Origin of the sequence: Dyella sp. OK004, assembly GCF_900114495.1 — a bacterium.
In the GTDB taxonomy this organism is placed as follows: Bacteria; Pseudomonadota; Gammaproteobacteria; order Xanthomonadales; family Rhodanobacteraceae; genus Dyella_D.
Window position 1 is genome coordinate 52,660 of record NZ_FOZI01000007.1, and the last position, 20,652, is coordinate 73,311.

At 63.5% G+C, this 20,652-nt stretch carries 17 protein-coding genes; 3 read left to right on the forward strand and 14 right to left on the reverse strand.

What is annotated here, in order from left to right:
• Positions 1 to 41 precede the first annotated feature (41 nt).
• The 11 genes from BM338_RS21015 to BM338_RS21065 all read right to left on the reverse strand — a co-directional run bounded on the left by BM338_RS21015 (position 42) and on the right by BM338_RS21065 (position 14,426).
• Positions 42 to 1,808 (reverse strand): chloride channel protein, encoded by a 1,767-nt coding sequence (locus BM338_RS21015; protein ID WP_090454752.1) that lies wholly within the window; start codon positions 1,806 to 1,808, stop codon positions 42 to 44.
• Positions 1,809 to 1,998: 190 nt separating this feature from the next.
• Positions 1,999 to 2,466 (reverse strand): SRPBCC family protein, encoded by a 468-nt coding sequence (locus BM338_RS21020; protein ID WP_090454660.1) that lies wholly within the window; start codon positions 2,464 to 2,466, stop codon positions 1,999 to 2,001.
• Between the two features lie 99 nt (positions 2,467 to 2,565).
• On the reverse strand, positions 2,566 to 2,880 hold the full coding sequence (locus tag BM338_RS21025) for a hypothetical protein (protein ID WP_090454663.1): 315 nt from the start codon (positions 2,878 to 2,880) through the stop codon (positions 2,566 to 2,568).
• Positions 2,881 to 2,987: 107 nt separating this feature from the next.
• Positions 2,988 to 3,341 (reverse strand): antibiotic biosynthesis monooxygenase family protein, encoded by a 354-nt coding sequence (locus BM338_RS21030; protein WP_090454754.1) that lies wholly within the window; start codon positions 3,339 to 3,341, stop codon positions 2,988 to 2,990.
• Between the two features lie 204 nt (positions 3,342 to 3,545).
• Positions 3,546 to 4,385 carry a uroporphyrinogen-III synthase gene (locus tag BM338_RS21035; protein WP_090454665.1) on the reverse strand — a complete coding sequence of 280 codons (840 nt, stop codon included), beginning with the start codon at positions 4,383 to 4,385 and terminating at the stop codon, positions 3,546 to 3,548.
• 36 nt (positions 4,386 to 4,421) lie between these two features.
• Positions 4,422 to 5,861 (reverse strand): siroheme synthase CysG, encoded by a 1,440-nt coding sequence (cysG, locus tag BM338_RS21040; protein WP_090454667.1) that lies wholly within the window; start codon positions 5,859 to 5,861, stop codon positions 4,422 to 4,424.
• Positions 5,862 to 5,883: 22 nt separating this feature from the next.
• Complete coding sequence (locus BM338_RS21045; protein WP_090454669.1) at positions 5,884 to 8,595, reverse strand: nitrate reductase; 2,712 nt, start codon at positions 8,593 to 8,595, stop codon at positions 5,884 to 5,886.
• Positions 8,592 to 9,848, reverse strand: a complete 1,257-nt coding sequence (locus BM338_RS21050; RefSeq protein WP_090454672.1) for an NAD(P)/FAD-dependent oxidoreductase — start codon at positions 9,846 to 9,848, stop codon at positions 8,592 to 8,594. Before BM338_RS21050 ends, BM338_RS21045 begins: the two co-directional genes overlap by 4 nt.
• Before the next feature lie 277 nt (positions 9,849 to 10,125).
• Positions 10,126 to 10,461, reverse strand: coding sequence for a nitrite reductase small subunit NirD (gene nirD / locus BM338_RS21055; RefSeq protein WP_177229433.1), 336 nt, complete (start codon positions 10,459 to 10,461; stop codon positions 10,126 to 10,128).
• Positions 10,462 to 10,481: 20 nt separating this feature from the next.
• Positions 10,482 to 13,052: a nitrite reductase large subunit NirB gene (gene nirB / locus BM338_RS21060; protein WP_177229434.1), complete on the reverse strand. Its 2,571-nt coding sequence runs from the start codon at positions 13,050 to 13,052 to the stop codon at positions 10,482 to 10,484.
• A 21-nt stretch (positions 13,053 to 13,073) separates the two neighbouring features.
• On the reverse strand, positions 13,074 to 14,426 hold the full coding sequence (locus tag BM338_RS21065) for an MFS transporter (RefSeq protein WP_090454676.1): 1,353 nt from the start codon (positions 14,424 to 14,426) through the stop codon (positions 13,074 to 13,076).
• 247 nt (positions 14,427 to 14,673) lie between these two features.
• On the opposite strand from BM338_RS21065, the gene BM338_RS21070 reads away from it, so the two are divergent.
• The 3 genes from BM338_RS21070 (at position 14,674) to BM338_RS21080 (ending at position 17,733) form a co-directional block, all read left to right on the forward strand.
• Positions 14,674 to 15,231 (forward strand): MarR family winged helix-turn-helix transcriptional regulator, encoded by a 558-nt coding sequence (locus BM338_RS21070; RefSeq protein ID WP_218156408.1) that lies wholly within the window; start codon positions 14,674 to 14,676, stop codon positions 15,229 to 15,231.
• A gap of 161 nt (positions 15,232 to 15,392) precedes the next feature.
• Positions 15,393 to 16,586, forward strand: coding sequence for an MFS transporter (locus tag BM338_RS21075; RefSeq protein ID WP_255367411.1), 1,194 nt, complete (start codon positions 15,393 to 15,395; stop codon positions 16,584 to 16,586).
• Between the two features lie 13 nt (positions 16,587 to 16,599).
• Complete coding sequence (locus BM338_RS21080; protein ID WP_090454680.1) at positions 16,600 to 17,733, forward strand: FAD binding domain-containing protein; 1,134 nt, start codon at positions 16,600 to 16,602, stop codon at positions 17,731 to 17,733.
• Positions 17,734 to 17,766: 33 nt separating this feature from the next.
• On the opposite strand, the gene BM338_RS21085 is transcribed toward BM338_RS21080, so the two are convergent.
• The 3 genes from BM338_RS21085 to BM338_RS21095 all read right to left on the reverse strand — a co-directional run bounded on the left by BM338_RS21085 (position 17,767) and on the right by BM338_RS21095 (position 20,636).
• Complete coding sequence (locus BM338_RS21085; protein WP_255367412.1) at positions 17,767 to 18,438, reverse strand: hydrolase; 672 nt, start codon at positions 18,436 to 18,438, stop codon at positions 17,767 to 17,769.
• A 21-nt stretch (positions 18,439 to 18,459) separates the two neighbouring features.
• A complete protein-coding gene (locus tag BM338_RS21090) occupies positions 18,460 to 18,915 on the reverse strand; it encodes a TraR/DksA family transcriptional regulator (protein ID WP_218156409.1) in 456 nt (151 codons plus the stop codon).
• A gap of 113 nt (positions 18,916 to 19,028) precedes the next feature.
• The gene (locus BM338_RS21095) at positions 19,029 to 20,636 is read right to left on the reverse strand and encodes an MFS transporter (protein ID WP_090454687.1); all 1,608 of its coding nucleotides are present in this window, start codon (positions 20,634 to 20,636) and stop codon (positions 19,029 to 19,031) included.
• Between the last annotated feature and the right edge of the window lie 16 nt (positions 20,637 to 20,652).

A 20,652-nucleotide genomic window follows, 5' to 3' on the forward strand; every position in this document is an offset into this window, starting at 1 on the left:
CCTAATCACAGGCGTCCGCGCACATAGATTCCATAGGCGCCTCAGCGACGGATGGGCGCCTTGCCTGCAAAGTGCCGATGAACCTCCCGCGCCTCGCGCAACCGGCGTGCGTGTGCTGCAAGCAGATCGCCGCGGGTAATGATGCCGGTCATGCGATGCGCGCTGGAACGGTCGACCACCACCAGACGCCCGACATCGGCCTCGACCATATGGTCCGCTGCCTCGCGCAAGGAGTGACTTTCGTCCACGACCAGCGGTGGTCGCTTGATCAGCGAGCCCACCTGCGTCTCGGAGACTGGGTGATCGAACAGATCACGCCGAGTGATCACGCCGACCAACCGATCCTGCTCATCCAGCACCGGAAAACCCTGATGCCGGGTGGCGGCGCCGCCGCCTTCCATCCATTGACGCACCGTTGCCAGTGCATCATTCGCCCGCAGGCTCACCACTTCGCGGCTACAGGCGTCGCGCACCAGGATGCGGTCGAGATGGTCGGCGGCGTACTCACTCGGCACGCGCACGCCGCGCCGGGCGATCTTCTCGGTCATGATCGTGTGCCGCATCATCAGACCCGAAACGAGGTAAGCCGCTGTGCATGCGCCGAGCAACGGCAACAGCGCATGGGTCTGCAAGGTCGTTTCAAAAGCAAAGACAATCGAAGTGAGAAAGGCGCGCGACGCTCCGGCAAAAATCGCCGCCATGCACACCAGCGCCGCCATGCGCGGATCGATCTGCAGCGATGGCGCCACATGCAGCAGCCCAACGCCGAGCACACCGCCCAACGCCCCGCCGATGGTGAAGAGCGGTGCCAGCGTACCGCCCGACGTACCACTGCCGAGCGCTATCGACCAGGACAGCAGCTTGAAGCAGCACAGCGCCAGCATGGCACTCAGGCCCAGTTCGCCCGAAAGCACGGCGCCTATATTGGAATAGCCCACACCTAGGGTCAGTGGTGCGATGTAACCGACGACGCCCACCGCCAGTCCGCCCAGCGCCGGCCACCACATCCAGTGGATTGGGAGCTTCTCGAAACCATCCTCGATGGCATAAGTCAGCCGCGTGATGCCGACGCTGACGACACCGGTCAAAAGCCCGAGCAAGGCGTAGACGACCAGCGCGGACAACCCGGGAGCACTCAATGCCGGCATGGCGAACATCGGCTCGCTGCCCTCTATGACGTAACGCACACCGGTGCCGATGAAGGCGGCCAGCGCCACCGGAATCAGCGAGCGAGCGCGGCGTTCGAACAACAACAGCTCGATAGCCAGCAGGATCGCGGACACCGGTGCGGAGAACACCGCCGCCATGCCGGCCGCCGCGCCCGCTGCGAGCAATGTCTTGCGCTCATCGGCGGTGACCTGCACGAACTGACCCAGCAGCGAACCCAGCGCACCGCCGGTGGCGATGATCGGGCCTTCCGCGCCGAACGGGCCACCCGTGCCGATGGCCACCGCGGAGGAGACCGGCTTGAGCCAGGTGAGGCGCGGCTTGATCCGGCTCTCATTGATCAGCACCTGCTCCATCGCCTCGGGAATCCCGTGCCCACGAATGGCCTGCGATCCCCAGCGGGCCATGACCCCGACAATCAGGCCGCCAACGACGGGCACCAGGATGACCCACAGTCCAAGCGCATGGCCTGCGGGACTGACAAACGCATCGCTCCAGCGGCCATAGAACGCAAGATTGGTAATGAGCCCGATCAGCGCGGTCAGTGCGCGCGCCACGCCGGCCATGACCGCGCCCAGCACGATCGCCATGGCAGAAATCCATAGCACCCGCCGATCGAGCGGCCGGAAACGCCGTGGCATATGAGCCTCGGCCAGTACCGGATCCAGCGAAGGGGCAAGCGGAATCGCCGCACGCGAGTGCGGATCGTTAGGGGTGTCATGCATGAAAGGCGACTCAGAACCGAGGCCGCGCAAGAGTACGCGTTTGGAGGCTCAGTAGCTGGCTGGAAAATGAATGGCCGTCCAAAACGGGATCGGCCATCCGCCGGCTTCAGCTTCGCGCATCAGCATCCAGACCGCGCTGCCACTCACGCTCGGCGTACTGCTTCAGCACCCTGAGCGTCCCCGCCCAGTAGAACTCCAGGTGCTTGAAGATGGTCGGCGTCGGGAAGTTGGCAGCCACCAGGGTTAACGCGGTGCAGTCGCCCGCGGCATCCAGCTCGAAGGTCATGGTGGTGTAGCTCTGCGGCTCATCAGCAAGCCGCGATACCGAACTGCGATGGGTATAGCTGAGCCTCTTCTGCGGCTCAAACGCGAGCACCACACCGGTGTTCTCGAAACGCCCGTAGTGAAATCCGCGAACAACCATCGGGCGCCCTACCCTCCAGTCCGTTTCCACCTCGATCATCATCTCGGGCTCGCCCATCCACTCCCGCATCTTGTCGACGCGGGTCAGACTTTCCCAGACGGCCGCAGCGGGTGCGTCGATGACGACGGTGTCGGTGAAGTGTTGCGGCATGCGGGTATCCCAGTTCGGCTGACGGCATGTTGGCGGACTGACGTGTCCCTAAGCGCTCGGCCGAAAGATCCGCTTGGCCATGGTCAGGAGATGCGTCGGTTATTTCTTGACCGCCATTGGAGCCCAGCTCATTTCTCGACGCATGGCGAGAGCGGAGGCCGTCCACAGGCAGAACCCTGCAACGAGCCCAGCGAAAGCGCCCCCCAGTGGGGGTGACAAAAATCCGCCAATGATCGACGCAACGATCAAGGCAACGCCGAGCGCATAGAACGGCTTGAACGGAATGGCAAAAGCCATCGGGAGAAAATGCAAGCCAACAACAAAGGCAATGGCGGGAAGCACCAACTCCGGATGGCCGAGGTTCTTAACCACGTTCACTGCGAGAAGGATGATGATTGCACCCCAGAAACCCATATCCCTCCCCTGTTTTGTAGATCGGATAAAGATGGTCACTTGCCAGTGGCAACCAGAAGACCATCAAGCACATCCTACCCGCAACACGGGGCGTCCATCAGAAGAACTTAGTTCGTCGGATTACCCGATGAACCATCTCGTGGGAGTGGAGCCAAGAAGTCAGCTACGGGCTCAAGGATCAATTCCGGCAAGCTTTCAGCGATGGCCTCTCGCAGTTGTTGCCAGGCTTCCGGGTCGACCGACGGACGAGCAAGACCCTCCGTTTTTGCCGCCAACGACGGCCACTGCGTATAGCTGTACCAAATATTGTCGGGACCACGATGCAAGCGCGAGCCTAACGAGCCACGTTCGGTCAAGAGCAACTCTGTAACTCGCGCCCAAGCTCGGACGAACGATTCTTCGGATCCCGGATGCAGGCGCCAACGGTAGATGGCGCAGAAGGCTGGGGTGGCGTTATCCATATCTGACTCTGGCAGCAGTGGTAGTTTCACTTCGCGCTTCCGTGCCCTCAACTGCAGGCATGTCATGGCACCTGCCGGGAATGTCCGCGCTGGGTGGCGACCGGAGCCGATTCAGCATGACGTTACTTGTCCTGCTGCGATCATGTCCACACCCCGAGGCGGACACGGCTTACAAACGTGTGTGAGTCAGGTTCCGTCCGTCTCTCAGCGCGCCAAGGCGCCAATCAGCGCTGTGGTGAGCGGCTTCAGGTAGTAGCTCTCCGAAGGAATCACCTGGACTCGCACGCCATGTGCCGCCAATGCATCGACCACCAATGGACCCACGGCGGCCACGACGACCCGCGCCAGCGCCGCTTGCAATGCAGCACTCTGCTGCTGCGCTTCAACCACGCGGAACAGGCGCTCCACCTGCTGCAGGCTGGTGAAAGCAATCGCATCGATGCCGCCTCCCCGCATGCGCTCGATCATGGCCATGACGTCGGCATCGTCGGCGGCGTCGGCATAGACGTAAGGTGCCACTGGCAGCACTTGCGCACCCGCTTCGTCAAGAAACGCCATCAACAGCGTGTTGGGATCGCTTCCGTAGAGCTGCACCCCGATGCGCCGATAACGCAGATCCAGGTCTCGCAGCATCACGATCATGCCCGCCGTCGTTGCTGGATCGGCCACCAGCGTCGGGCGCAACCCCAGTTCGCGAAGCACACGCCCGGGCTTGGGGCCTCGCGCCACGATACGTATTTCGCTGAGTCGTTCGATGAAACGCTCTCGCCACTCAGGTGCGTGCCGATCGATAGCGCTCAACAGGCGACGTAATCCTTCGCCGGTAAACAGCAGCAGGTCGTCGCAGCCCCCACCGTTGAACATGCGCAACCATTCAAGCACCGGCGCCGGGTCCGGCGCATCGCGGATGTCGACCAGAGGGCAACGCCAGACCTCCGCCCCGCGCCGCTCCAGCAAGGAGGCAAACACATCCAGCTCACGCGATTCGGGAACCGCAATACACCGACCTGCCAGGGCATGGTTCGATTCGACAGGCAGCGTCATGGATCACTCCCGCAAGGAAAGCGCTGGGGGCAAGACTCATACCGTTTCAGCACACGCATCCTGTGTAACCGTCGTGCCCGACCGATGGGATACGAGCTCGCCAAACCACGCATGATCGCGCGCCATGGCGGCCACTTCGCCAATGATCAATAACGCCGGCGTACCCACTGCGTGCTGCCTTGCCAGGGCCGGCAAAGCGTGGAGGGCGCCAGTGATCACGCGCTGCAGTGGCAGCGTGCCGTTCTCGATCAATGCGAAGGGCGTATCTGCGCGGCGACCGTATTCGAGCAGCCTGGCGGTCAATACGTCGATGCGCTCCACGCCCATATAGACGGCCAGGGTCAGGCGGTGGTTGGCCAGTGCATGCCAGTCCAGCGTATCGGTCGTGTCCTTGCCATGCGCGGTAAGCAGGCAGACTGACTGGGCATAGTCGCGATGGGTCAATGGAATGCCCGCATAGGCCGCACACGCCACCGCGGCGGTGATGCCGGGCACGATCTCGCAATCGACGCCATGCCTGCGCAGGAAGGCCATCTCCTCGCCACCCCGGCCGAACACGAACGGGTCGCCACCCTTGAGCCGCACCACACGCTTGCCTGCCCGCGCATGGGCGAGCATAAGTTGATGGGTATGGTCCTGCGGCACATGGCGGCCGGCGCAACGCTTGCCGACGTCGATGCATTCGGCATCGCGCCGCGCCATCGCCAGCACGTCGGCGCTGACCAGTTGGTCATGGAGAATCACGTCGGCCTGGTTGAGTGCGCGCAGCGCCTGTAGCGTCAGCAGCCCGGGATCGCCTGGGCCGGCGCCGACCAGCGTCACCGAACCCCTGGCCGGCTCGACACCGAGCGCGCTCAACGCATCCAGCATGACGTGCTCAGCCTCGGCAGGCTGGGCGCGACGGAGCAGCGGCAGGACCGGACCATCATGCAGCCAGTCATAGAAGCCACGACGTTCCGCCAGCCCGGGAAAGCGATGCACGATGCTGCTGCGATGCTGCTGTGCGAGCGTCACCAGCGCCCCGAGCGCATGGTCCAGCACGCGCTCCAGCGTCTCGCGCACGCGGCGCGCCAGCGCCGGCGCCGCACCGGCGGTGGAGATGGCCACCATCAGCGGCGAACGATCAACTACTGCAGGCACATGAAAACGCGACAGCGATGCATCGTCGACCACGTTCACCAGAAGGCGCCGCGCCGCAGCGTCCGCGGCAACCTGTGCATTGAGGGCGCGATCGTCCGTGGCAGCTATCGCCAGCCACACATCATCGAGCCATGCCGACTGATAACAATCATGCAGCCACGTTACCTGGCCGCCGCCAGCGAGCCGTGCCAGAGCGGGATTCAATTGTGGTGCGCCCACCCGCACCTTCGCACCAGTAGCGAGCAAAGCAGCGACCTTGCGCTCAGCCACCGCGCCACCGCCGATCACCAGCACCGGCAGCCCCTTCAGGTCAGCAAATAGCGGATACAGCTTCATGATTTGCCCCTCGGTCGTTGCCTCACGCGCCCGCCTCCGCTTGCACCTCGGCAATCAGTTGTCGCAACTCCGGCACACAAGAGCCGCAGTTGCCGCCCGCGCGCAAGCTGGCGGTAATTTGCGCAGGCGTTTCCAGTCGCTTCTCGCGAATCGCGGCACAGAGCGTGTTACGCCCCACCCCGAAGCACGAGCACACGATGGGCCCGCTGTCGCCATCCGCATTGGGCGGCTCGCCGGCCAACAGACCCACGCGATCACTTTCATCGAGGCGCTCCTGCGCAAACAGGCCCGCCAGCCATTGGCGCGCCGGCAGGTCCTGACGTGCGGAAAGAAACATGCACGATTCGATGCGATCGTCGATGACGTACGCGGCGCGATAGACACCCGTGCTGCGGTCTTCGTATTCCAGCCAGTCGGCGTCAGGATCGTCGACGCCGAGCCATGCGCGCGCCCACGCGCCGCAATCCGCCAGCCGATCGCGATGGGCGATCTCGTAGCGCAGAAAACGCTCGCCGCGAATGAGCGTCCAATAGCTCGGCCCGGAAGGTGGAAACGCTCGTCGTCCGAATGCAAAGCCATACCAGCGCACCGGGAACGGCTCTACCCAGACCGGCGTGTGCTTGAACTCCGGTTCGCCGGAAACCGGATCCACTACCGGATTGACCAATCCGCCGACACGCGCATCGGAGGCAAACTGGTCGTTCCAGTGAATCGGCACGAACACATGGCCGACAAGAATGCCGCCGCCATGGCGCACACGCGCGACCATCGCCCCCCAGCGTGAACGCACCCGTGCCAGTTCGCCTTCGCGCACGCCGAAGCGCAACGCGTCATGGGGGTGCATGTCGATGTACGGCTCGCTGATATGTCCCGCTAACCGGGGCGATTTTCCGGTTCGCGTCATGGTGTGCCATTGATCACGCACGCGGCCGGTATTGAGCACGAGCGGATACTCGGCGTCGGGCGCATGCACGGGCGCGCGGCCGGGCGTGGCGATAAAACGCGCGCGGCGATCGCTGTGCGCAAAGCATCCGTCCGCAAACATCCTCTGCGTTCCGCTGCCATCCTCCATCACCGGCCACTGCACCGGCATGAGTGCGTCGTAGCCTTGCTGGCTCAATGTCGCAAGGGCACCCAGGTTGAGCTGCCGTGGCGCAGCAGGCTGACCGTCGCTGAGCGGCTCGCGATTGCGGAAGGCGGTGAGCCGCGCGTGCTCCACGAAAATATCGTGCGGTCCGTCGAACTGGAAACCGCGCCCGAAACCCAGCCGTTGCGCAACGTCGCAGACCATGCGCCAGTCGGCCCGTGCTTCCCCCGGCGCAGGCAGGAACGGCCGTTGACGGGAGACGCGTCGTTCGGAACTAGTCACGGTGCCGTTTTTCTCGCCCCAGCCAAGCGCAGGTAACAACACGTGGGCGAACGCATTGGTGTCCGTCGCTTCGACGATGTCGGAGCACACCACCAGTTCGCACGCTTCCAGCGCGCGTTTCACGCGGTCTGCATCGGGCAGGCTCACCACCGGATTGGTGCCCATGATCCACAGTGCTTTTACCTGCCCCTGCAGCACCGCGTCGAACAGCTCCACCGCTTTCAGCCCCGGCTGGGAGGCGATGCGCGGTGAATCCCAGAACGACTGCACGATGTCGCGATGCACCGCCTCGTGCAGCTCCATATGCGCGGCAAGCATGTTGGCCAGCCCGCCCACCTCGCGCCCACCCATGGCATTGGGCTGTCCTGTGATCGAGAACGGCCCCATGCCCGGCCTGCCGATGCGCCCGGTGAGCAGATGGCAGTTGATGATGCCGTTGACCTTGTCCGTGCCACTGGACGATTGGTTCACACCTTGCGAGAACAGGCTGACGGTTTTCTCGTAGCGTGCGAACCAGCGATAGAAGGTCAGCAGGTCGGCCAGCTGCACGCCACAGATACGCGCCACCTCTGCAGGGTCGCCCGCATCGGCATCGGCTGCCGCCAGCGCTTGTGCCAGCCCCTGTGTGTGCGCATCGACAAAGGCGGCGTCCATTGCACCGTGCCGGAACAGAAACGACAGCAGGCCGTTGAACAGCCAGACGTCGGTGCCCGGCCTTACCGGCAGATGCAAGTCCGCCGACTCGCAGGTCGCGGTGAAGCGCGGGTCGATCACCACGATGCGCGTACCGCTGCCCTGCTCCCTGGCCTGGACCATGCGCTGGAAGATCACCGGATGGCACCACGCCGTATTCGAGCCGACCAGCACGATGAGCTCCGCCTGCTCCAGGTCCTCATAGCAACCCGGCACCGTGTCCTCACCGAACGCGCGCTTGTGCCCGGCTACCGCCGAGGACATGCACAGGCGTGAATTGGTGTCGATATTGGCGGTACCGATGTATCCCTTGGCCAACTTGTTGACGACGTAGTAGTCCTCGGTCAGCAGCTGACCAGACACGTAGAAGGCCACTGCATCCGGGCCATGACTGTCGATGATCTGGCGGAAACCGCTGGCTACACGATCGAGTGCTTCACTCCAATCCACTTGCCGAAGCGCCCCGTCCAGCTCGCGCAGTTTCGGTTGGAGCAGACGTCCCTCCATGCCCATGGTCTCGCCTAGCGCTGCGCCCTTCACGCACAGGCGGCCGAAATTGGAACCATGCTGGGGATCGCCCGTCACGTTGACCACACCATCGGCGCCGACGTTCGCAAGTACGCCACAACCGACGCCGCAATACGGACAGGTGGTGGCCACTGCGCCATTCATGCGGCTATCCCGGTATTTCCGGCAACCGGTGTCTGGCAATAACTGCGGCCGAACAACAACCGATCGCGCCATGGCGCAATGTCCGTGCCGTTCTGTATCAACTCGAAATACCAGCCGCCCTCCTTCGCGTCGCCATACAGCACCGCACCGACGAGACGGTTCTCCCTGAGCACCAGCCGCTTGTAGACGCCACGGCGCGGATCGCGCAACACCAGGTCCTCGGTGCCGGCGCCGCCGATGAAGTCGCCGGCCGAATACAGATCAATGCCGGTGACCTTCAGCCGGGTAGCACTTTCCGCTGCGCGATAGCGGCGATGCCCAAAGCGCGCCAGATGCGCCGCGCAGACCCGCGCCTGCTCCCACGCCGGCGCCACCAGGCCGAAGGTCGCTTTGCGATGCTGCACGCACTCGCCGACCGCATAGATCAGCGGATCGTAGGTTTGCAAGGTGTCGTCGACCACAATGCCGCGCTCGCAATAAATGCCGCTCGACTGGGCCAGCGCCATGTCGGGACGTACCCCCACGGCCATCACCACCAGGTCGGCGTCAATGCGACTGTCATCGGCCAGCGCGACGCCTTGCACGCGCTCGCGGCCATACAGCGAAACCGTCTCCGCATCGAGCTGAAGTGTGAGGCCACGCGCCTGCAGGTTGCTGGCGAGCAACTTCGCCGCGTCGGCGTTGAGCTGCTGGTTGAGCAATACATGGCTGCGATGGATCAGGCTCACCTGCATGCCACGCCGGGACAAACCGTTGGCCGCCTCGATGCCCAGCAGGCCACCACCGATCACCGCGGCACGCTGGTAGGTATCGGCAGCCGCCACCATGCGTTCCACATCGTCGATGCCGCGGAAGCAGACCACGCCCGGCAAGTCGTTGCCCGGCACCGGCAACATCACTGGCTGCGAACCCGTGGCGATCAGCAGGCGGTCATAGGCGAGCTCGACACCGGCACGCGACCGCACGCGCCGGCGCACGCGATCGATCGCCACCACCGGGTCGCCTGCGTGCAGCGCAATACCATTCGCGGCATACCACTCGGGCGTATTGAGCATGATGTCGTCCGCCTGCTTCTCACCGCTGAGCAGCAGCGAAAGCATGATGCGGTTGTAGTTGCCGTAGGGCTCGGCGCCGAACACGCTGATGTCGTACAGATCCGGCGCGAGCTGCAACAACTCCTCCACCGTGCGGATGCCGGCCATGCCATTGCCGATGACCACCAGCCGAGGGCGACGCTGATGAAGTATCGCCATCGTCATGATGCCTGGAAGGCTCGCAGGCCGCGCCGCGTGGCGCAGGGAAGACTGGTCGTCTTGGCAAGCCGCGCGGCGCGGCCTGCGAGCCTTCCAGGCATCACCCCGTCATTTGAAATGTCATCCGCTGGGGCCAGCCCTGTCTGTTCGCAGGCCTTCGGTCCGCCGTCTCGACAGACCACCAGTCTGCTTTCGACGACGGCCCTATGGCCCGCGAACAGACAGGGCTGGTGACGATGGCGATACTTCATCAGCGTCGCCCTTGACCGCCTTCCGGTCATCGGCTATCGCGCCTGACCCATACACGGTCATCTTGCAGGCGCACCTCCCAGGTACGCACTGCATGTTCCGGCGATTCCAGGCATTCGCCGCTGCGCAGATCGAAATGCTGTTTGTAGATCGGCGACGCCACCACGATGCTTTCGCCCAGGCTGCCCACCAGACCACGCGACAGCACCGCAGCCTGCGAATGCGGGTCGACATTGGCGATGGCGTAGAAGTCGCCCTCCCCGACCCGGAATATCGCCACCTGCTCGCCGTCCACCAAAGCGCACACGCCGGTATCCGGAACGATGTCGCCGATGCCGCAAACGGCCATCCATTCGTTATTCATGCCGAGCTCGCTCATTGTCGTCACTCCGCCAGCACCGTGACCGGTATGCGGGCATGCCGGCCGCGCTTCTCTTCTGCCGTTGCCGGGCGTATCTGTCCGCGCTCCGGCACGAAGACGACGTTGTCGTCGCTGGCGTCGCTATTGACGAAGTGGTGGAAGCGGCGACGTGTTTCCGGGTCGCTCACGGCGCGCTTCCACTCGCACTCGTAGGTATCCACCACGAGCTTCATCTGCGCTTCCAGCTCGGCAGCGATACCCAGGCGGTCATCGATGATGACGCTGCGCAGATAGTCCATCCCGCCTTCGAGGTTGTCGCGCCATACGCTGGTGCGCTGGAGCCGGTCGGCCGTGCTGATGTAGAACATCAGGAAGAGGTCGATGTAACGCACCAGGGTGGCCGTATCCAGGTCGCCCGCCAATAGTTCAGCGTGACGCGGCTTCATGCCGCCGTTGCCGCACACGTAGAGGTTCCAGCCTTTTTCGGTGGCGATCACGCCCACGTCCTTGCCCTGCGCCTCGGCGCACTCGCGGGTGCACCCTGACACGGCAAACTTCAGCTTATGCGGCGAACGCAACCCCTTGTAGCGGTTCTCCAGATCGATCGCGGTGCCTACCGAATCCTGCACGCCATAGCGGCACCAGGTGGAACCCACGCAGGACTTCACCGTGCGCAGCGACTTGCCATAGGCATGCCCCGATTCGAAACCGGCGGCGATCAGCTCCTCCCAGATCAGCGGCAGCTGCTCCAACCGCGCGCCGAACATGTCTACGCGCTGGCCACCAGTGATCTTGGTGTAGAGGCCGTACTTCTTGGCCACCTGGCCCACAGCGATCAGCCCGTCGGGCGTCACCTCCCCACCCGGCATGCGCGGCACTACCGAGTAGCTGCCATCCTTCTGAATATTGGCGAGGAAGTAGTCGTTGGAATCCTGCAGCGATGCATGTTCCTTCTGCAGCACGAACTCGTTCCAGCATGAAGCCAGGATGCTCGCCGCAGTGGGTTTGCAGATATCGCAGCCCAAACCCTTGCCATGGCGCGCGAGCAATTCATCGAAGCGGCGGATGCGCTCCACGCGTACCAGGTGGTACAGCTCCTGGCGCGAATACGCGAAGTGCTCGCACAGATGGTTGTCGACCGCCAAGCCTTGGCGTTTCATCTCCGCCTTCATGACCTGGGTGACCAGCGGCACGCAGCCGCCGCACGTCGTGCCCGCGCGCGTCGCGGCCTTCAAGGCGCCGACCGAAGTCGCGCCGGTCATGACGGCATCGCACAACTGCCCCTTGGACACGTTGTTGCACGAACAAATTTGCGCGGAAGCCGGCAACGCATCGATGGAGAGTCCCGACTTGGCCTTGCCGTCGGACGAAGGAAGAATGAGAAACTCCGGCGCTTCGGGAAGCTCCAGCCCGTTGAGCATCATCTGCAGCAGCGTGCCGTATTCGGCGGCATCGCCCACCAGCACGCCACCCAGCAGCCGCTTGCCGTCTCCAGAAACCACCAGTTTCTTATAGATCTGCCGACGCTCGTCGCTGAACTGGTAGCTACGGCTGCCCGGCGTCGTGCCATGGGCATCGCCGATGCTGGCCACATCCACGCCCATCAGCTTGAGCTTGGTGGACATGTCGGCCCCGGCAAACTCCGGCAGGCTCGGCGCCTGCTTGCGCGTGAGCAACGCATGCAAATGGTTCGCTACCACTCGCGCCATCTCGTAACCCGGCGCTACCAGGCCAAAGATCTTCCCGCCCCATTGTGCGCACTCGCCGATGGCGTAGACGTCGCGATCGCGTGTGCGACAGAAGTTGTCGACCATGATGCCGCCACGCTGGCCCACACCTAGTTCGCTCTGTCGCGCCAGGTCGTCGCGCGGGCGAATACCGGCGGAGAACACAATCAGGTCGGTCTCGAGTTGGCTGTCATCGGCGAACGTCATGCGATGGCGCGCCGTTTCGCCATCAACGATGGCCTGCGTGTTCTTTCCCGTATGCACTGTGAGACCAAGGTCCTCAATGGACCGCCGCAGCATCTGCCCGCCGATGTCGTCCACCTGCACCGCCATCAGGCGCGGCGCGAATTCCACCACGTGGGTCTCGAGCCTCATGTCGCGCAATGCCTTGGCGCATTCCAGCCCCAGCAGGCCGCCACCTATCACCACGCCATGCCGGGCATTCGTGCCCCATTGGCTCAGCGCTTCCAGATCGTCGAGCGTACGGTAGACCAGGCAACCCGGCCGGTCGTTGCCGGGAATCGGCGGCACAAACGGCGTTGAGCCTGTGGCCAGCACCAGCTTGTCGTAAGAGATCACTTCGCCGTCGGCGGTCGTCACTCGCTTGAACGCGCGATCAATCTGCACGGCGCGCGTGGCGAGCCGCAGGTGCAGGCCCGGCTGCTCGAAGAATCCGGGTGCCACCAGCGAGAGATCGTCCGCGCTCTTGCCCGCAAAGAATTCCGACAAGTGCACCCGGTCATAGGCCGGGCGGTTTTCCTCGCACAACACGGTGATGTCCAGGTCATGCAGCTGGAGCGCTACCAACTCCTCCAGCAACTTGTGTCCCACCATGCCATTGCCGATCACGACAAGCTTCAGCGCCATCTCGATGGCCTCCCCGCCCCGTCAGTCGATTGCCAGCGCAGCAGGCGCCGATGCATCGGCACGACCCTGTTGCAAGGATTCCCGATAAAGCCGCTCTTCGTGGGCCGCATGCTCATGACTGAAGCGCACCGCGAGCGCGCACAGCGAACCGGCGATCACAAAACCGCCCAGATACATAAAGGTGTGTTGCACCGAGCCGGTGGCTTTCTGCAGGAAGCCAGCGGCCACGGCTCCCACGTTGCCGCCCGCACCCACGATGCCTGCCACCCCGCCGAGTGCTTTGCGATCGATGAAAGGCACCAGCGCGTAGGTCGCGCCGCAAGCCATGTGCGTGCACAGGCCAAAGGCAAGCATGGCGGTCACGGCGATACCGGCGCCCTGCGCTCCCGAGAACCACAGCAGGCCCAATCCCTCAGCCAGCATCAGGATGCATAGCAGACGCGCGCGTGCCGGCAGGCCATGTCTGCGCGCCAGGCGATCCGACGCCAGACCGCCCAGCGCACGCGCGAACAAGGCGAGCAACCCGAAGCCGCCGACCGCGAGTCCCGCCGAACGGAGATTCAGTCCGAAGCGATCAACGTAATAGCCGGCAGCCACGCCATGTACGAACAGCTCGATGCCGAAACAACCGGCATAGGTGACGAACAACATCCACACCCGATAGTTGCGCGAGGCGAGCCGGAACGCGCTCCAGCCACCGCCCTTGCCGCTGTTCACCGCCACGCCGCGCGCGCGCAGTTCCCGGTAATCGCCTTGCGGGCCATCCTGCGTGTACTTCCAGTACAGCACGCCCACGACCACCATCAGCACACCCGGAACCAGCATTGCCACCCGCCAACCCTGGCCGTTGCTCACACCAAGGGCCACCAGGCCGGCAAGCACCCAGGGCATCGCAGCCTGCGCCACGCCACCACCGGCGTTACCCCAGCCAGCCGCCGTCGCATTGGCCGTGCCCACCACATTGGGCGCGAACATCACCGACGTGTGGTACTGCGTCACCACGAAGCCTGCACCGACGATGCCGATCGCCATGCGAATCAGCAGGAAGGAGGCATAGTCGTGCACCAGCAACATGCCGAACACGGGCAACGATCCCAACAGCAATAGACCGGTATACGTGCGGCGCGGTCCCAGGCTGTCGCATAGCGGACCGATCAATAGCCGTCCAAAAATAGTGACGGCAACCGCGGCGATGTTGATATTGGCAATCTGATCCGCACTGAGATGGAATTCGTCCTTCACCAACGGCATCAACGGCGCTACGGCGAACCAGGCAAAAAAGCAGACGAAGAACGCCAGCCAGCTGAGATGAAACGCGCGCATGGGTGGCGTCCGCCACTGGAACAATTCGATCCGTGTCGCTTTGCCCGACATATCGCCTCCGCCCGAAGATGAGGAAGCGGTCAACGCCCTACCGGCTGCGCTCACCGCCCACCTTTAGTCCGCCCCTGACATGTTGCTTTGCAACATGCATGCCATTCACGGGAACCCGCGCAGGCCGCGAAATACAAGGAAAGTCGGCTGGCAAAGCCGTTTCTCGTGCACCAAAGGCAGTGCATGCCGGAGGAATTTGCACCATTGCAGTGCATCATTCCGGCGTAGATCAGATTGACGGATGGCGATGCATGGACAGATCGCCAAAAAATATATCCACGCGGGATTGCGGAGCCGCCGCCTCGATGAGCACACGCGTGTCGTCCGCCCTTGCCCGGTCGCGAGCAATCAATACGAGATGCGCGCCACAAAAAAACCGCGTCGTACACTTGAGCTTGAACTTGGCGAGCAGCTCAACATCTTGCTCACCGCGGCCCATGCGCTCGCCAATCAGGCGGCCGCGTGCTTCGATGACGGTTTACAGCCGGCGGCGTTTCACATCGCACGCTGGCTGCATGCGCACGGCGCCGCAACGTCAAGCACCATCGCCGCCCATGTAGCCATGGACCGAAGCGCAACTAGCCGTTTGTTGGGGCAACTTCAAAAGCTCGGTTTTGTTGCACGCGCATCCGATGACAAAGACCGGCGCGGCGCGATTTTTTCGCTCACCCGTGAGGGACGTGCACGCCTCAATCTCGCACCCGAACAGCGCGGCCTCGCCTTTTACAAGCGCACCGGCCCCTGGAGTGACGACGAACTGCGACGTTTCACAGCCATGATCCGCCGCTTCAATACGGTTGAATGAAATCGTCGCCGCATCACGGCACAGATCGTTGCCGCCTGCCGCATAAATACTCGTTTGAGTATGGAGCCACCTTGGAGCACCCCCTAGATTGAAGCGCCGGCAATCATGCAAACGCGCGATGGCGAGTGATGCCGCTACCTTTCTCCACCGGGAGCTTCGCTGTGTCTGGTAACGACGTGTCGTCGCATCTGTCGAAGACCACCCTCTTCGCCATGGCCCTGGCGGCAGGACTCGCTGTTGCCAACATCTATTACAACCAGCCGATGCTCGGTGTCATGAGCAGCAGTCTGGGCGATCCGCGCGTCAGCGACTGGATCCCTACCCTGACTCAACTGGGTTATGCCGCCGGTCTGCTGTTTCTGCTGCCATTGGGCGACATGCTGGAGCGGCGACGCCTGATCGTTGTGCAGTTTCTGATCCTGGCCGCGGCATTGATGCTTGCAGCGATAGCCCCGGGCCTGGCCGCGCTGGCTATCGCCTCGGTCATGGTTGGCGCCGCCGCCACGGTCGCTCAGCAGATCGTGCCGTTCGCGGCCATTCTTGCCGCGCCCGAGAAGCGCGGCGCGGCTATTGGCAGCGTGATGAGCGGCCTGCTTACAGGGATTCTGCTCAGCCGCACCCTGGCGGGAGTGATTTCCAGCGTGGCCGGCTGGCGTGCGATGTTCTGGCTGGCCGTGCCGGTGGCGGCGATGGGCGCGATATTGATGGCGCGTACGCTACCCGCTCATCATCCGCGTCAGCCCATTCAATACAAAACGCTGTTGGCCTCCCTGGGCAAGCTGTGGCGTGGCGAACCGGTGCTGCGTCGCGCGGCGGCGACTCAGGCGCTGCTGTTCGCCTCGTTCTCGGCGTTCTGGACCACGCTGGCGCTTCGTCTTGCCGAGCCGCCGCTCAACCTCGGCGCGGCCACGGCGGGATTGTTCGGCATCGTAGGCGCGGTCGGTGTCGCCATGGCACCGGTCGCAGGACGAATCGCGGATCGCAAAGGCCCTGCACCTGTGATTGCGCTCGGCGCAGCCGCAACCATTCTGGCCTGGGTGATCTTCGGTCTGTGGTCGAGCCTGTGGGGTTTGGTTGTCGGCGTCATCGTGCTCGACTTCGGCGTACAGATAGCGCTGGTCTCTAATCAGCACCTCATCTACGGCCTGCATCCGGAATACAAAAGCCGCCTCAATACCCTGTTCATGACCACCATGTTTGTCGGCGGCGCGCTCGGCTCTCTGGCGGCGGCATCGGCCTGGCACCGCTATGGATGGATGGGCGTCTCGATACTCGGCGGCGTGTTGCCGATCGGTGCGCTGGCGATGAGCCTGATGCATTGGCGTCCCGGCCGTGTGGCTCGTATTTCACCATGAGCCGGAAATCATCATGAGTCTTCGCATCGGTATCGCCGGGGGTTCGGTGGGTGGCCTGTTTGCCGCGGTCCTGCTGGCCCGGCAAGGACATCAAGTAACCGTGATGGAACGTGCCCGGCACGGTCTTGCGCGGCGCGGCGCCGGCCTTGTGGTGCAGGAACAGGTTGAGCGCATTCTTCGCATGGTCGGGCTTCCCCGCGTGGCGGAAACCGGCGTCTGGGCGAACGAACGCATCGTGCTGGATTTGCGTGGCCATGTGGCGACGCGCGAACGCCGCCCGCAGATGCAGATGTCCTGGGATCTGCTCTACGACGGTTTCCGGCAACTGCTACCGGACTCTCTTTATCTGACTGGCGCTACGGTCAACGACATCGAGCCATCCGATCGGCACGTCAACGTCACGCTGGCCGATGGCCGCCGCTTCGAGTTCGATCTGCTGATTGGCGCGGATGGCCAGGGCTCGATCGTGCGCAGCATCGTGAATGGCGAAGCCGCGAAAATTATTCGGCCCGACTATGTCGGTTACGCGGCATGGCGCGGCCTGGTGGCCGAGAACGCCATGCCACGACAGGCGGCGGATCTACTCTTCGAGCGCTTCGCCTTTCACTTCGCCGAAGGGGAGCAGGCTCTCGGCTATCTGGTGCCCGGCCCCGATGGGCAGACTGCGATGGGCGAGCGCCGCTACAACTGGGTGTGGTATCGCCAGTTGCCGGCCGAACAACTACGCGAACTGCTCAGCGATGCGCAGCGTACCGGTGCGCTTTCCCTCGGCCCCGGCGAGTTGCCGCCCGCGGTGAGCGAAGCGCTGGTTGCCGATGCGCAAACACAACTTCCGCCTCCATTCGCCGCTGCGGTGGCCGCGGAGGCGCAACCGTTCGTGCAGCCGATCTACGACTATGAAAGTCCACGCATGGTGAACCGTCGCGTCGTGTTGCTCGGCGACGCTGCCTTTGTGGCGCGTCCCCATACCGCGATGGGCGTAGCGAAGGCGGCGGGCGATGCGATGGCACTGGCTAACGCACTGGTCGGTCGGCCGCTGGACGAAGCGCTGGCCGCTTACGAACAGGCGCGCCTTTCCCAAGGCCGCGCCATAGTCGACTACGGGCGCAGGCTGGGGCAGTCGCTGTCCATGCCGGTCACGCCCTGATCCGTAGCCACCATGGCGATGGCAGCCATGGACTCAGCTCGGATGAATCATGTCGCGGGCATAGGCAAGCCCGATGCCATAGCCACCGGCATGGGCTTCGACAATGGCTCGTGCGCCATCGTAGGTATCGTGTCGCGTCCAGTCTCGCTGAAGCTCGAGCAGCAGCTGGATCCAGGAGGTCATCTTCGCGCCCAAGGACTCCATCCGTCGCAACGCCAAGTCGTGGCTGGCAGGCGTCAGACCACCACATGCATCGCCAACGACAAAAACCTCGTAGCCCTCCGCCAGCGCCGAGATGACCGGAAAGGACACGCAAGCTTCCGTAAGCAGGCCTGAGACGATCAGCCGCTTGCGTCCGGTTGCCTGGATGGCTTCTCTCGCGGCAGTGTCTTCCCACACATTCATGTTGCGCCGCTCGATCGCCGCGACATCCGGAATAGCGGCCTGAATGCCTGGCATCAACGGCCCGCTATACACCTTCGACGCCGACGTCGACGCGACGATCGGCAAGCCAAAGACTTTGGCGGTCTTGGCCAGGGCAATCACGTTGTTGAGCAACGACTGACGATCGATCGAGCCAACACCGAACGCAAGGCCCGCCTGTTGATCGACAAGCAAGAGCACGCATTCGGATGGTGTCAGCAAAGGTGTAGTCATGGTTTCAATCCTTTTTCGATCGCGGGTAAAGCGAACTGCGTCGGACACCGGAGCCCATCGGCTATCGGTCTATATCGGCCGGGCCGATGCTTCAGCGATGGCGGTAACGGCCTCGGGGACGGCCATGAGCCTCTCCTTTCCGATCGGCTTTCCACTGATGTCCGACAAGCCGTACGTGCCCTGCTCGATCTTCTCCAGGGCGCGCCGGATGTCCGCCATACGTCGGATCGTGTACTGAACCGTCGCCTCGTCGTTTTCATTGATGGCCGAGGTCTCTGCGCTATCGCCGCTGTCGCGCACTTCATCGACGGATTCGTACTGGGCTATCTGCTCGTCGCTTCCCGCGTAGTCGCCGCTGCCGATCAACTGCTCGAGCAACGCTTCAAGACGCTTTCGCTGCGCCTCGATGAAAACGGGATCGAGACCACTGTCGGATGGATGTTTGTTGGTCATGACGTTGCCTTCTGATGGAGGATGCCGCGCGTCGCTGACGCCGGCGGGTTCCCGCCATTCCCAGCCAGCCATGCCCGCTTGCTTGAGTCATGCGCGCACCGGCCAGCTTAAGGAGCCTCGCCCTCTCCTCCTATACCCAAAGCGGTATCTTCGACAGCCGCTGACAGCGGCATGGCGGATTCAGGTCAAGGCACGGGCCGCACCTGCCGACCGCCCACGTAGTGGTGCACCGCCGGCACCTGCCCTTCGCTCATCAGCGCCGCAATGACCAACTGCAGGCGTTGGTCGTCGTGCGACACACGCTCGTGCTGGCGCAGGTGCTCCAACCAGGAGGGCACGACAAAACTCTCGATGAAGTCTTCCGATTGCTCGATGTTCTGGAAAATGCCCCAGAAGATGGCGCCATCGCGACGACGGGTCCGACCCAGCTCATGCAGCGCCTTCAGAAATTCGGCGCGGCACTCGGGGCGAACCGAATAAGCGACCGTGATCAAGACAGGACCGCGATCCTGCGCTATCTCTTCCGAAGGAATGGGCAGCGGCCAATGCGCCGACGGCACGAGGTCGCCCGGAGTTTTTCCCTTCAAGCTGACGCGTACGGTGGCGATGGATGAGAGCGCGAGACCGAGCGCCGCCGCGACAAGCGCGAAGGGAATGCCATGATGGGATGCAACCCAGCCCCATCCTGCGCTACCGGCCACCAGGCCGGCAGAGAACGCGGTGATGTATATCGAAAGCGCGCGAGCGCGCACCCAGGCTGGCACCGTGGTCTGTGCCGACACCTGCAAGGCGGACAGCACGGTGATCCAGCACGCGCCGATGACCAGCATCGCCGCACACGCGAATAACGGGTTGCGCAGGTAGGCCATCGACACCATCGTGAGCGCGTAAAGCACACTCGCGGCCAGCACCTGCCGCTCAGGGCCGAACCATCGCCGCCATATCGGCAGCAGGAGCCCGCCAACGATGGCGCCAAGACCGGCCGCTCCGAGAATCACGCCGTAAAGCGCCGGCCCCGCCTTCAGCTCACCGCGCACGTAAAACGGCAACAGAGACCAAGTCGCTGTCGCAAACAGAAAAAACAGCACGGCCCGGAGCAATACGCCACGGAAATCCGCTGAGTTGACTACGTAGCGAACGCCCGCGCGCAAGGCGCCCACGAACTGCTCCGCGGGAAGATCCGATCGCACGGGTTCACGCTTCCACCACAGCAGCACACCAATCACCGCCAGAAAGGACAGCGCATTCAGCGCATAGGCAAACGCGGGACCGAGGCTGAGCAGGATGAGCCCTCCGATCGCCGGGCCGATCGCGCGCGACGCATTGAATCCGATCGAGGTCATCGCCACAGCAGCAGGCAACTGCGCAGGGGGCACGATCTCCGGAGTCGTCGACGACATCGCCGGCATGCTCATGGCGGAACCGATGCCCAGGCCGAGCGTGAGCAGCAACAGCCATTCCGGAGTAAGCAGATGTAGCCAAGTGGTAACCGAAAGCACCGTGGCGACGATCAGCATCCACGATTGCGTGACGATCAGATAACGGCGCCGGTCCACGATATCCGCCAACGCCCCCGCCACCAGCGCCAGCACGAGAATCGGCAGCGAGCCAGCAGTCTGTACCAGCGACACCAGCAACGGTGACGCGGACAACGACGTCATCATCCAGCCCGAGGTAGTGTCGTTGATCCAGGTGCCGATATTGGAGGCCAGCATGGCCAGCCACAGCCAGCGAAAAATGGCCGACTTGAACGGCGCCCAGGTCGATCCGGTTTCGGTATCGCGGTTACTCATCGCGCCTCGACATTCC